The sequence below is a fragment of the Brevibacterium sp. genome (assembly GCF_031179145.1).
GTDB lineage: Bacteria > Actinomycetota > Actinomycetes > Actinomycetales > Brevibacteriaceae > Brevibacterium.
Genome location: NZ_JAPSIB010000021.1, coordinates 58,027 through 71,269 on the forward strand (window position 1 = coordinate 58,027; position 13,243 = coordinate 71,269).

The following is a 13,243-nucleotide window of genomic DNA, read 5'->3' on the forward strand; positions in this document are numbered from 1 at the left end:
GTGATGACGATGCCGATGATGTCGAAGAGTGGAAAGCCGAAGAAGTCCGAGCTTCCGTCGACGCTGCGCAGGTCGGACGAGAAGGCACAGCGGACGTTCGCGAAGGCGCATGACTCCGCCCTGGACGAATACGGGGACGAGGAGCGGGCCTACCGCGTCGGTTACCAGGCCCTTAAGCACACGCACGAGAAGGTGGGTGATTCCTGGCGGCCGAAGCCGGAATCCGGGCCATCGGACGAGCAGAGCAAGGGCGGCAAGAACACTGACCGGCCGACCGCTGGGGGAGTCGACGCCAACGCCTCGAAGGAGCATCTCTACGATCTGGCGAAGGAACTCGACGTCTCCGGCCGGTCGACGATGACCAAGGATGAACTCGTCGACGCCCTGCAGAAGGAGAGCGCCAAGCGCACGAAATCATCGAAGAAGTAGCAGGAGTGAGCGAAGACAACTGTGCCCCGGCGGGACGCTTCACCACCGGGGCGCAGAGTTCTGCTCGTCGATCCGACCGGGTCTCGGCTCGTTCTGTCCGTGCCGAGATGTGATCAGTCCGAGTCTCGGCTTGATCAGTCCGGGGGTTCGGACGGAGGACTGTCCTTCGAGCGAGTGTCCCCGGCGTTCAGGTCGGAGTCGTCGAGGTCGGCCTTCGACTCGTCGATGGCCGTGTGGGAACCGTCCTGGTTCCGGATCAGGGTCACACCCTCTTGATCCGCGACCTGCTGCAGACGCTCCTCGGAATCGTCTTCCTGATAGCCCACCTTGGCACCCGATTCCATGTCGGAGGTGCCGGCGACCGGCTCCAACTTCTCATCGAGGCTATGGGTGGCGTCCCGCAGCTTCTTCTCTTTGCTCATGGGATGTCCTTCCGATCACTGTCCAACATTGTTGTCGTGCGGACGATGGCCCCCGACCCCTGAATGACCAGAAGTCGGGGTGTGGCCATCATCCCATACCCGGGTCGCGGGTGGAAGCGTTCTGAGGTCGATCAGGGTGAGGGCTTTCCGCCGTTGACGTTGAGCGTCTCACCGAGGACGTAGCTCGATTCCGGCGAGGTGAGGAAGACGTAGGCAGGCGCCAGTTCGGTGGGCTGCCCGGCCCGGCCAAGAGGGGTGTTCTTGCCGAATTCCGGCAGGGCGTCCTTGGGCTGGCCGTCGGAGACCTGGAGCGGTGTCCAGATCGGTCCCGGAGCCACGGCGTTGACCCGGATACCGCGCGGCGCCAGCTGCTGAGCCAGTCCCTTGGTGAAGTTGTTGATCGCTGCCTTCGTCGACGCGTAGTCGATGAGGTGGGTCGACGGTTCGTAGGCCTGGATCGATGTCGAGTTGACGATCGTCGAGCCTTCCGGCATCACCGGCACCGCAGCCTTGGTCACGTGGAACATGCCGAAGATGTTCGTGCGGTAGGTCGCCTCCCACTGCTCATCGGACAGGTCTTCGATCTGTTCGACCGCGATCTGCCGGCCCGCATTGTTGACGAGAGCATCCAGACCCCCGAGTTCCTTGACGGAGGCGTCGACGAGTTCACGGCAGTACTGCGGATCGGACAGGTCGCCGGGATAGAGGAAGGCAGTCTGTCCCGACTGCTCGATGTAGTCGCGGATCTCCTCTGCATCGGACTGTTCCGCGGGGAGGTAGGAGAGTGCGACATCGGCGCCTTCACGGGCGAAGGCGATGGCGACTGCTGCACCGATCCCTGAGTCGGCGCCGGTGATGAGCGCCTTGCGGCCTTTCAGCCGCCCCGTTCCCCGGTACGAGTTCTGGCCGCGGTCGGTCTGAGGGATGAGCTCCTTGTCGAGTCCCGGCTCGGGCTGGTCCTGCTTGGGAGGCGTGATGTCCGGGAAGCGCGTCACCGGATTCTGGAAAGTCAGTTGATCGCTGTCATGGGTCATGGACATGCTCGGCTCCTTCGAAGAAATCGATGTCGCGGACACTTCCGACGCTACTCGGCAGCTCTCAGGGGCTCAAGGGGTTCCGTGTGCCTCACAAGTGTCCCAGTCGCAATGCGGGGCGGGTGTCAACGGCGGCCACCCGTGACAGGCGCCACCTCGGTGACTGCAGGCGATGGCCTCGCATCGGCGGGCACCCATCACAGGCATCGCCTCGGCGGGCAAAGGGATTTCGGCCGGGTGGAAGGGGAAAGACCACCCGACCGGGATCGTGGGAGCCGCTCAGGCGTGCTTGGCGGCTTTGCGCAGAGCTCTGCGGCGTTTGTGGCCGGCGAAGCTGAAGCAGAACAGGATGATGGCCAGGAGGACGACGATCCCGCCGAGGGCGATGCCGGCATCGACCCAGAACTGGGGTGGGAAGAGCCTGATGAGGGAGTCATCGAGGTAGAACTCCCACGTTCCGTCTTTGAAGAAGATCTGGTGGAAGCCGCGGAAGAAGGAGTCCCAGCCGAGGAAGGCGAGCACCGCAGCTCCGGCCAGGAAGATGATGGTGAAGATCGACCCCAGACGCACGCCGAGGTGGAGGCCGGGTCCGTTCTTGCGGGAGAGGACGAGGGCGAAGATGATGACGCCGATGATCCCGATGAAGGCGATGAGGTAGAGCAGGGAGATGAGGGCTTTGACGTCGGCCATGTGGGCGAGCTCTTCGGAGATGAAGACGGGCTCGCCGTTGGGGAGGATGACATCGGCGAGATAGCGACGGGAATCGAGATTGTGCAGGTAGTCGATGACGTACGTCGCGTAGTGCTCGCGTTCGGCCGCGCCGAACCCGAATTCATCGGCGGGAAATCCCGGGCGGAAGTACTCGAACTTGAGGAAGAGCCCCGAGGCGACGAAGCGGACTGCCAGAGCGAGCAGGATGAACGGAGTCGCCAGCGTGATCCAGATGATGCCGATGACGTCGAGAACGGTGCGCCGTCGTTCGGGGAACTCAGGGTCGTGACTGTCGGAGGTGGTGGCGGCGCGGGAGACGGCCGCCCAGTCCTCCTCGCTCATCACCGATGCCGTCGCGGGCACCTGCCGGGTCGAGCCGGTGGATACTTCGCGTGTCGATCCGGTGTCAGTCGAGGCGGGATACGCCGGAGCGACCTTCACCGCCGAGGTCGAACCGGTCCTCGGGCGGGGTTCCTCCCGCAGGATGTCGTCCTTGATGGGATCGAACGCCTCGGTGTCCGTCGACGGGTCGTTCGCCGCTTCCACCGGAGGGGCGGAGTGCTTTCCGGCAGCGCTGTGGGAGCCTGAACTCATCCGCCTGCTCAGGAGGTCTTCGGTCTCGTTCTTCTCGTCAGCCACAGTCTCATTGTCATAGACAGCGCGGAGCATCAGAGGGAGGACACGCCAACGAGGCCCGGATCGACCGGGCGCAGAACGCGGGGCCGGCGGCTGTGCGCAGGGCTCCGGGCTGTCGGCCTGCGCGAGGGGCGCAGCTATCCGAGCAGCGCCGCGACGATGACGAGCGTCGGGACCGCGAGAACCGTGGTGATGAACACGGCGTCGCGCATCAGCGCTTCCGACTGCTTGTACTGCATCGAGTAGATGTACACGTTCTGCGCCGTGGGCAGGGCAGAGGTGACGACGATGGCGAGCAGGTCGACGCCGGTGTAACCCAGCAGGGGGCCGCCGATGATCCAGGCGACGAGCGGCTGGATGGCGAGCTTGACGATGGTGATGTAGGACAGCTGCCTGCGGGTGCCGGCGACCGGCAGCGCCCAACCATCCTTGAGCGAGATGCCGAAGGCGAGGAGCGCGCCGGGGACCGCGGTCGCACCGATCATGTCGATCGGTTCGAAGATGAAGCGGGGGAGTTCGAATCCCGTCGCCGAGGCGGCGACTCCCGCACCGGCGCCGAGCAGGATGGGATTGCGCAGAATCTGGAACACAGCCGAGTACCAGTGCTGGTCGTGCCGCTTCTGTCCCGAGGAGTCGAGGACTGCCATCCCGATGGGCGCGAGGATGATGAGCTGGAACAGCAGCACGGGGGCGACATAGCCGATGTCGCCGAGCACGTAGGCCGCGATGGGGATCCCGAGGTTGCCGATGTTGACGTAGCTGACGGCCCAGGCCGAGAACATCGCCTCGCCGGTGCCGCGTTTCCTGATCCATTTGGTGAGGACGAAGAGCAGGATGCCCACGACGACGGCCGAGCCACCGGTTGCGAACAGGGCAGTGTTGAAGATGAGGCCGAGATCGGTTCCGGCAACGGTGACATAGAGCAGTGCCGGGGTGCCGGCGTAGAAGACGAGTTTGGCGATGACCTGCTGTCCGCTGGGACCGAGGACCTCGCTTCGGCCCAGGAGGAATCCGCACAGGATCACTCCCGCGATGACGGCGAAGCCTTCGAAGACTGCGAGCATGAGCTACCGGTCGTCCTCGCTTCCCCTGCTCAGCGGGGGCAGGGAGTGGTCGGGAGTGACGTCGATACGGACGGAGGAGGGCGGAATGGGCTCAGCCCTTGTCGACGGCGAAGTGAGCAGCGGCCGCGGTGGCCGCACTGACGCCGAGCACAGAGGGCCAGGCGCCGATCTTCTTCGCCAGCGGGTGCGAGAGTCCGAATCCGCCCAGATATCCGAGGCTGAGTGCCGAAGTGGTCGGCCACCCCTTCTTCACGTACCAGGTGCGCGCGGCGTAGGCGCCGGCAGCGGCGAGGACGACTCCGCCGAGCGGGCGGATCCCGGTCTCACGGGCGGTGAGGTAGCCGCCGAGGAGGCCGAGCGCGACGAGTGGGGCAGTTGAGACTTCACGGGCATCCTTCATGACCACCAGTGTAGAGAAGGGCGCGGGTGGTTCGGATGCCGACCCCCGGGTGTTCCGGCATTCGGCCGCAGGTGAGGCGCTCAGCGCACGGTGATGCGCAGGACCGTTGCGATGCCCAGGGCCGCGATGAGGCACACCGAGGTGGTGAGGAACAGGACCGCCAGGGGAGTGGGGCGACCGCGTTCGACCCGGATGGAGTGGACGCCGAGGCGATAGCGGCGCACCTGCAGCGCGATGGCGGAGATCGCCATACCCAGGCAGACGACGAAGACGGCGATCGAGAACGCATGGAAGATGTGTATCCAGCGGATGAAGATGAGGCTGACGACGGTGAGCGTGAGACCGGTGCGCAGCCAGGACTGCGTCGTGCGCTCGGGCTGGAGGCCCGGGTCGGCGTGCGGCGGCTGATGCCCACCATGCTCCGCTGAGTCGGAATCGCGCCCTCGGCCCGAAGGACTCACAGGAAACCGGAGAACACGAGAACGAGAAGTCCCGCGCCCAGCGCCGAGGCGAGACTGACAATCGGGATGATGAGCGGCAGCGGCAGTGGCCGTTTGCGGCGCATCGCCGTCTCGATCCGGAACCAGCGCACGGCCGCCCCCGCGGCGAGGACGAAGCCGATCGCCATGAGCACGATCGCCAAACTGGCTCGCAGGGTGTCGGAGAAGACCGTCGAGGTGAACGCCTCGACCGCGATGCCTCCACCGATGAACGCCAGCGCGGTCCGGATCCACGACAGGAAGGTGCGCTCATTGGCGAGGGTGAAGCGAGGGTCGGGATCCTCGCCGTCCGGGAACATCCGCCGGGCGATCCTGCTGCGGGAGTCATCATTCGTCACACTTCGAGAATAGCCGTGATGAAATGGTGCACATGGCGAATTCTCCCGAATCACACATCGAATCCGGGCGCATTGAAGCTCCCGGACCCGCGAAATGGAAGATCATCGGCCCCGGGCTGGTCGTCGCGGCGACCGGCGTGGGCGCCGCCGACATGGTTGCGACACTGGTGGCCGGAAGCCAGTACGGCTACGCGCTCCTGTGGGCAGTCATCGTCGGAGTCATCCTCAAGATCATCCTCGTCGAAGGCGCAGGCCGCTTCACCCTGGCCACCGGCCTGACGATCTTCGAGGGGTGGAGGTCGCTGGGCAGGTGGACCACCTGGTACTTCGGGCCCTACATCCTCATCTGGGGCTTCGTCTACGGCGCCACCGCGATGAGTTCGGCAGCCCTTCCCGTGGTCGCCCTCTTCCCGAGCCTGAACCTCACGCTGTGTTCGGTGCTCATGGGTCTGGCCGGATTCGTCATGGTCTGGTTCGGGCGCTATGCCATCTTCGAGAAGATCACGGCCGTGCTCGTCGGCATCATGTTCGTCACCGTGGTCGGGCTCGCCGTCATCGCGGTGCCGAACGTTCCCGCCATGCTCAAAGGACTCATCCCTCTGATTCCCGAAGGCGGAGTCATCTACACGCTCGCGCTCGCCGGAGGAGTCGGCGGCACCATCACCCTGGCTGCCTACGGCTACTGGCTGCGGGAGAAGGGCTGGTACACGCCCAAGTGGATGCGAGTGATGCGGATCGACAATTCCATGGCCTACGTGATGACCGGAATCTTCGTCATCGCGATGCTCATCGTCGGCGCCGAGGTGGTTCGTGCCGCCGGTGTCTCGATCTCCGCCGGTGACGAAGGCCTGGTCGATCTCTCCAGTGTCCTCAACGACAAGTACGGCACGGTCGTCGGCACCGGCTTCCTCATCGGATTCTGGGCCGCGTCCTTCTCCTCGATCATCGGGGTGTGGAATGGAGTCTCACTGATGTTCGCCGACTTCTGGGGCCACATGCGGAAGAGGCCCGGCGGGCATCCTGACACCCTGACCGGAGGGAAGTACTTCAAGTTCTATCTGCTGTGGCTGACGTTCCCTCCGATGCTGCTGTTCCTGCTCGGCAAGCCGATCGGTCTCATCCTCGCCTACGGAGTGCTCGGCTCTCTCTTCATGCCCTTCCTGGCGCTCACCCTTCTGGGACTCCTCAACGGCAAGCGCATCCCGAAGGAGTGGGCGAACAAGCTCCACACGAACATCGCCCTGGGGATCACGGCTCTGCTCTTCATCGTCCTCGGCGCCCAGCAGCTGTACAAGAGCGTGTCCCCACTGTGGGGCGGCTGACCTCTCACGAAAGGCACCACTATGGCAGTGCACGACCTGACGTTCCCTTCGAGCAACAGCCGCGACGAGATGCATGCGTGGCTGCACACCCCGGTTGCGGAACGCTGCCGCGGGCTCGTCCAACTCGCCCACGGCTTCGGCGAGCACTCGCGCCGCTACCTGCCATTGGTGGTGGCGCTCAACGACGCGGGCTATGCCGTGGCCATGGACGATCACGTGGGCCATGGCAAGACCGCAGCCGCCAACGACAGCTGGGGCCGGAGCGGGACCGACACTTACGATGTGTTCGTCGACGACGAGAAGAAGCTGCGCGAGATCGCCCAGTCCCTGGTTCCCGATGTCCCTTACCTGGTGTTCGGACACAGCTGGGGGTCGATGATCATGCGCGAGTTCGTGGCCGAGGACGGTCCCGGGATCGCGGGAGCAGTGTTCTGCGGAACGACCGGCATGATGAACGAGGCCGGGAGAGCTCGTGAGCTGGCGGCGGCACGAGTGCGCAGCGATGGCTCCGAGGCAGTCGACTCCGAAGGCATGGCGTTGCTGCTGGGTTCCTTCCTGAGTCGATACGGCAAGGATGCGAACCCGCTCGACTGGGTCTCGGGCGACGCCACCGTTCTCGCCGACTATGCCTCCGATCCCTTCAACCTCGGTGAGCGTGCCGTCACTGCGGGATTCACCGCGGCGTTCTGCGATCTCTACGCTCGTGTCGACTCGCCCGAATGGGCGCACCGAATCCCACGAGAGACGTCGGTATTCCTCATTGCCGGAGACCAGGACCCCGTCGGAGGATTCGGCGCCGGTGTCTATCAGGTGGCCAACTGGCTGGCCGACGGTGGTCACCCGGACGTGTCCACCCGGGTGTGGACCGGCATCCGCCACGAGATCCACAACCAGCCGGAGCTCCGCGACGAGGTCTTCGCCGAGGTGGTGCGGTTCTTCGACCGTGTCACTGAGTCTGTTGAGGCCCAGGGGTTCACCCATTAGACCTCTGCGTGAGCCCCAGCCGGGGGAGAGCTGTGTGCAGAATTTCGGCAGCAGAAGCGCGGACATTCTGCGCCGCGGTGCCACCGGCAGCGTCGAGATAGGCATCAACGAACCGGGTGCCGGCCGCGTAGCCTGCTCCCGTCGGCAGCCCCACGGGTTCAGCGCCGAACAATCGAGCTGTCTCGTCCCCGAGGACCCAGGCAGCGAAGTCCTCCATCCCGGTGCCGTCGAGGCCGCTGGTCACTTTCGCGAGGACAGCCGGATCGTGGCGCGTGGATTCCGCGACGAAATGCGTGTAACCGGCATCTCCGTACAGTTCAGCTGCGAAGACGTCTGCCAATCCCTCGGATACGACATATTCGCCCACGGTCACCGTCGCAGGGTTCCAGACGATGCCTCCGGGCGAGTACCGGACATTGTGGTGGAGCTCGTGCACAGCGATGGCCTCGAGCCGTTCGAGAACGAGGGGAGTGGGCCAGACGGTGATGGCGATGTAGCCGCTGATCCCTCCGAAGCCTGACATTCCCTGCACCACCTCCATGAAATGCTCATTGCCTGGGTCGCCGAGTACGAGAAGGACCTGCAGGTCGGGGACTTCAACGGTGGGATCGGCTGATTCCAACGCTGTGATCCCACGCTCAAGCGCAGTCTCAATTCGCTGCCATGCATCGGCGGCGATGAGGGTATCCAACCCATCGCGGAGTCGCCCCATCGGACCCTCGCAGGAGAATCCGAAATTCTGAGTGTGCACTGATGCCATATCGACCCCGCCGGGAACGAAGTGGAACATCCCTGCCATCGGCTCCCACATTTCACGAACGAGCTCTGAGCGAAGGTCTGGATCCGCTTCCAGAACACGCGTGGTTGCCAAGGCGCTGTCTATCATCGAAATCGTCATGGGATCGAATGTATTGGTTGATGCAGCGTCAAGGTCAACCGGCATTCTCGCCTTCTACGATCGACACCGAATCGCGTTGCTCGAAGCGGCAGTCTCAACCGCTCCGGGTGAATCCCGCTAAGCTGGGTTCGAGATGTCACAGGACAAGCACACACCCTCGCCCACGGATTCCGGCACGCAGAGCCGACGACCACCTCGGCGGAAGACCCCACGGAAGGCCGGTGCACATCATCGTGAACGTCGAGCACGGCTGAAGGCAGCCCGCGAAGCGACGACAGTCGAGGTCACCTACCCGCCGGAGCTGCCCGTCAGCGCCGCTCGGAACGAGATCGCGGCCGCCATCGCCGACAACCAGGTCGTCATCATCGCCGGTGAGACCGGCTCGGGGAAGACGACTCAGCTGCCGAAGATCTGCCTCGAACTGGGTTTGGGCGTCAATGGCATGATCGGCCACACGCAGCCGCGGCGGATCGCTGCGCGCACCGTGGCCGAACGCATCGCGGATGAACTCGGCGAAGATCTCGGGTCCACCATCGGCTACCAGGTCCGGTTCACCGCTCAGGTCGCCGACTCGACGCGCGTCAAGGTGATGACCGACGGAATCCTGCTCTCCGAGCTCTCGCGTGACAAACTCCTGCGCGACTACGAAGTCATCATCATCGACGAGGCGCACGAACGCAGCCTCAACATCGACTTCCTCCTCGGCTATCTCAAGGAAGTCCGCAAGCACCGGCCCGACCTCAAGATCATCATCACCTCGGCGACGATCGATCCCGAGTCCTTCTCCGCCCACTTCGACGACGCCCCGATCATCCGGGTCGAGGGCCGCACCTACCCGGTGGAGGTCCGCTACCGGCCGCTGATCGAGGACGTCGCCGATGACGATGTCGACGGGCCCGGTGACTCCGGCGACTACGAGACCGGCGTCGAGGAGCAGACCGAGGGCATCATCGCCGCCGTCGACGAACTCAGCCAGGAAGCTCCCGGCGACATCCTCGTCTTCCTCTCCGGCGAACGGGAGATCCGCGACACCGCCGACGCCCTCGAGGACCACCTGCGCAGACGAACCAGACTGAGCAACTGGGAAGTCGTCCCCCTCTTCGCCCGCCTCTCCGCGGGAGAGCAGCAGAAGGTCTTCAAACCGCATTCGCGTCCGCGCATCGTGCTCGCCACGAACGTCGCCGAGACCTCGCTGACCGTTCCCGGCATCAAATACGTCATCGACGTCGGAACAGCGAGGATCTCTCGCTACTCCAACCGCACCCGCGTCCAGCGTCTGCCCATCGAACGGATCTCACAGGCCAGCGCCAATCAGCGCAAAGGCCGATCGGGCCGCACCAGCGACGGCATCTGCATCCGCCTGTACTCGGAAGCCGACTTCGACTCCAGGCCGGAGTACACCGACCCGGAGATCCTGCGCACGAACCTCGCCAGCGTCATCCTCCAGATGACCGAACTCGGGTTCGCGTCGAGCGACGAGGACATCCTCTCGTTCCCCTTTCTCACCCCGCCCGAAGCAAAGGCCGTGCGCGACGGGCGCACGATGCTCGCCGAACTCGGGGCACTGACCACGGACAAGTCCGGGCGGATCGAGGTCACCCCGATCGGTCGGAAGCTGTCCGTGCTGCCCATCGACCCGCGCCTGGCGCGAATGGTCATCGCCGGCGCGGAAGCGGGATGCGGGGGAGACGTCACCGTGATCGTGGCGGCGCTGTCCATCCAGGACCCGCGGGAACGCCCCACCGAGGTGCGGGCGGCCGCCGATGAGAAGCATGCCCGATTCACCCACCCGGCCAGCGACTTCCTGTCCTACCTCAACCTGTGGAACTACCTCGAGGACGCTCAAGCGTCCCTGACGAGCTCGAAGTTCCGCCGCCTGTGCAAGGCCGAGTTCCTCAACTTCGTCCGGATCCGCGAATGGCAGGACCTCGTCGGTCAGCTCCGATCCCTGCTCGGCTCGGCCGGCGTCCGCGTCGACCGTCCGACGTGGCGACAGGACAGCGGAGAGCCTGAACTCCGACCGGATCCTGGCGTCGAGGGTTCGGGTCCGGCGAATGCCGGGGCCGAGTCACGGAACCAGGGGTCGCGCAGTCGCGGTACCCACGGTTCGGGAGGGTCGGCTCAACCCGCGCAGCAGACTCAGTCAGGTCCACGCGGGAAGGTCGGGTTCGCCGAAATCAGCGCGGCCAAGAAGTCTTCCAAGAAGGGCAACGGGCAGGCGAACGGCGAGACCGGTCCAGCCGGTGCATCCATGAAGCTCGACCCGTATGCAGCCGCGATCCACCGCGCCCTGCTCACCGGGCTGCTCTCCATGATCGGGTCCCGCTCGGAGCGGACGAGGGACTACCAGGGCGCCCGCGGCACCCGGTTCGCGATCTTCCCGGGATCAGGTCTGTTCAAGAAGAACCCCGATTTCGTCATGGCCGCCGAACTGGTCGAGACATCCCGGCTCTGGGCACGCACCGTCGCCGCGATCGACCCCGACTGGGTCATCGAAGCCGCCGGCGACCTCGTCACCCGCCAGTACTCCGAACCCCACTGGTCGACGAAGGCCGGCGCGTCAATGGTCTACGAGAAGATCTCCCTGTACGGAGTCACCCTCGTCAGCGACCGCCGGGTCGGCTATGGCACCTTCGATCCCGAGGCCGCTCGTGACATGTTCATCCGCAAGGGTCTGATCGAACGCGACTGGCACGAGCGGTTCCCGTTCCTCGACCACAACCAGGCCGTCATCGAAGAGGCCGAAGAGCTTGCCTCTCGCACCCGCAACCGGCGGGTCCTCGACCAGGACGACGCACTCTACGGCTTCTACGATGAGCGCGTTCCCGCCACCATCACCCAGGCTTCGGACTTCCGGTCCTGGTGGAAGAAGCAGAAGCGCCGCGATGCGCACGTCCTTGATCTGACCACATCGATCCTGCTCAGCGAGGACAGTGAGGAGCTCACCGCCTCGGTGGCCGACGACTTCCCGATGGAATGGGAGCTCTCCGACGGGACGAAGGCCAAGTTGCGCTACTCCTTCGACCCGGGCAGCAGCGAGGACGGGGTGACCGTCGAACTCCCCGCGGCCGCAGTTCCCCTCGTCGACCCGGACGAGTTCTCCTGGCAGGTGCCCGGTCTGCGGGAGGAGCTCGTCGCCGCCTACATCCGGTCACTGCCGAAGAGCAAGCGCCGGTACTTCGTCCCGGCCCCCGACGTCGCCCGCGACATCCTGCCCAGCCTCAGCCCCTACCAGGGGAGCCTGCCGGAAGTCCTCGCCGCGCACCTCAGCGAACGTGCGGGCGGAGGAGGCCTCCACGATCTGGTGCCGATCACGGTCAGGTCCGAGGACTTCGACCATGAACGGATCCCGCCGCACCTGCGGATCCGGTTCCGCGTCGTCGATGGGAAGAAGACCGTCGGCCTCGGCGAGGATTTGGGTCAGCTGACGGCGACGGCGAAGCCACAGGTGCGCAAAGCGCGCCAGAAACAGGTCTCGTTCACCGCCCGGACAGGCCTGACCTCGTGGTCGTTCGGCACCCTAGCCGATCCGGACGACGCCGAGGCAGGCGTGGTGCCCGGACTGGCCGACCGGGGGACCAGCGTCGACCTCGTCGCCTTCGACACGCCACTGCAGGCGCGTCTGGCCAGCCGGGAGGGGCTCATCACTCTGCTCGGCATCGGCACGACGCATGCGCTCAAATACCTGCGTGATGGGCTGACGATGGACGAGAAGCTCATCCTCGCCGGTCATCAGAAGACGTCGGACGAGATGCTCTCCGCCCTGCTCCGAGTCGGCATCCGCAGCGTCGTCGAGTCGGAGCTGGGGCCGGCGGAGACGAGCTGGGTATCCACACCCGAGGAATTCGCCCAACTGGAGAAGACCGTGCAGGCGGCGCTGCCTCTCGACAGCTCGGATCTCCTGCCTCACCTGATCCGCGCGCTGAAAGCGACGACCGAGCTCGACAAGAAGGTGTCGAAGGCATCGTCCCTGGCGATCCTGTCGAACCTCGCCGATGTCCAGCAGTGGCGCGGATCCCGCATCTCGGCCACTGCGGTGGCAGCGATGACCGGAGCGATGGTCAGGGACCTGCCGCGGTGGGTGCAGGCCGAAGTCGTGCGCATCGACGGGATGCAGAACTCACCGATCCGAGACAGGCAGCTGATGGACCGCGTCGGTGGAGTGGAAGACGATGTGTCCAAGAAGATCCGCAACCGGTTCCCGGAGCTTGCGAAATCCGACTGGGCGCAGACCGTCGTGTCGGTCCCGAGCACCTGGCGCGAGATCGTCATCGACCTCGAGGAGTTGCGGGTGAGCCTCTACGCCAACTCGTTGGGCACCGCTCATCCGGTGTCGGAGAAGCGCATCGCCAAGGCCCTCGCCCAGCTGTAGGGGTGGCGGAACTCCCTGACTTTCGGACGCTCCGGCCCTGACTTTCGGACCCTTCGATGAGGCATCGTCAAGAGTTCCGTCGGAGAAGTCACCCGTATAGATTGGCTGGCACACCGAGGCGACACCAGGGGGG

12 protein-coding genes are annotated in these 13,243 nt (G+C 65.1%); 4 read left to right on the forward strand and 8 right to left on the reverse strand.

What is annotated here, in order from left to right:
• Window positions 1-9 precede the first annotated feature (9 nt).
• Window positions 10-429, forward strand: a complete 420-nt coding sequence (locus RIT73_RS14750; protein ID WP_309132861.1) for a ChaB family protein — start codon at window positions 10-12, stop codon at window positions 427-429.
• Between the two features lie 134 nt (window positions 430-563).
• On the opposite strand, the gene RIT73_RS14755 is transcribed toward RIT73_RS14750, so the two are convergent.
• From RIT73_RS14755 to RIT73_RS14785, 7 genes are all read right to left on the reverse strand, one after another.
• Window positions 564-851 carry a hypothetical protein gene (locus tag RIT73_RS14755; protein ID WP_309132849.1) on the reverse strand — a complete coding sequence of 96 codons (288 nt, stop codon included), beginning with the start codon at window positions 849-851 and terminating at the stop codon, window positions 564-566.
• A 131-nt stretch (window positions 852-982) separates the two neighbouring features.
• A complete protein-coding gene (locus RIT73_RS14760) occupies window positions 983-1,891 on the reverse strand; it encodes an SDR family oxidoreductase (protein WP_309132850.1) in 909 nt (302 codons plus the stop codon).
• 273 nt (window positions 1,892-2,164) lie between these two features.
• A complete protein-coding gene (locus RIT73_RS14765) occupies window positions 2,165-3,235 on the reverse strand; it encodes a TIGR01906 family membrane protein (RefSeq protein WP_309132851.1) in 1,071 nt (356 codons plus the stop codon).
• 134 nt (window positions 3,236-3,369) lie between these two features.
• The gene (locus RIT73_RS14770; protein WP_309132852.1) at window positions 3,370-4,296 is read right to left on the reverse strand and encodes an AEC family transporter; all 927 of its coding nucleotides are present in this window, start codon (window positions 4,294-4,296) and stop codon (window positions 3,370-3,372) included.
• Window positions 4,297-4,387: 91 nt separating this feature from the next.
• Entirely contained in the window at window positions 4,388-4,696 is a 309-nt protein-coding gene (locus RIT73_RS14775; protein ID WP_309132853.1) for a hypothetical protein, read from the reverse strand.
• An 80-nt stretch (window positions 4,697-4,776) separates the two neighbouring features.
• On the reverse strand, window positions 4,777-5,157 hold the full coding sequence (locus RIT73_RS14780) for a DUF202 domain-containing protein (protein WP_309132854.1): 381 nt from the start codon (window positions 5,155-5,157) through the stop codon (window positions 4,777-4,779).
• Window positions 5,154-5,534 carry a YidH family protein gene (locus RIT73_RS14785; protein WP_375295017.1) on the reverse strand — a complete coding sequence of 127 codons (381 nt, stop codon included), beginning with the start codon at window positions 5,532-5,534 and terminating at the stop codon, window positions 5,154-5,156. The genes RIT73_RS14780 and RIT73_RS14785 overlap by 4 nt, the downstream gene beginning before the upstream one ends.
• A 32-nt stretch (window positions 5,535-5,566) precedes the next feature.
• On the opposite strand from RIT73_RS14785, the gene RIT73_RS14790 reads away from it, so the two are divergent.
• Window positions 5,567-6,856, forward strand: a complete 1,290-nt coding sequence (locus RIT73_RS14790; protein ID WP_309132855.1) for an Nramp family divalent metal transporter — start codon at window positions 5,567-5,569, stop codon at window positions 6,854-6,856.
• A 21-nt stretch (window positions 6,857-6,877) separates the two neighbouring features.
• A complete protein-coding gene (locus tag RIT73_RS14795) occupies window positions 6,878-7,840 on the forward strand; it encodes an alpha/beta hydrolase (RefSeq protein ID WP_309132856.1) in 963 nt (320 codons plus the stop codon).
• Here the strand turns inward: RIT73_RS14795 and RIT73_RS14800 are convergent.
• Window positions 7,830-8,462 (reverse strand): DUF2268 domain-containing putative Zn-dependent protease, encoded by a 633-nt coding sequence (locus RIT73_RS14800; protein ID WP_309132857.1) that lies wholly within the window; start codon window positions 8,460-8,462, stop codon window positions 7,830-7,832. The genes RIT73_RS14795 and RIT73_RS14800 overlap by 11 nt on opposite strands.
• A gap of 409 nt (window positions 8,463-8,871) precedes the next feature.
• Here RIT73_RS14800 and hrpA point away from each other — a divergent pair, with 409 nt between their 5' ends.
• Window positions 8,872-13,110 carry an ATP-dependent RNA helicase HrpA gene (gene hrpA, locus RIT73_RS14805; RefSeq protein WP_309132858.1) on the forward strand — a complete coding sequence of 1,413 codons (4,239 nt, stop codon included), beginning with the start codon at window positions 8,872-8,874 and terminating at the stop codon, window positions 13,108-13,110.
• Window positions 13,111-13,243 lie beyond the last annotated feature (133 nt).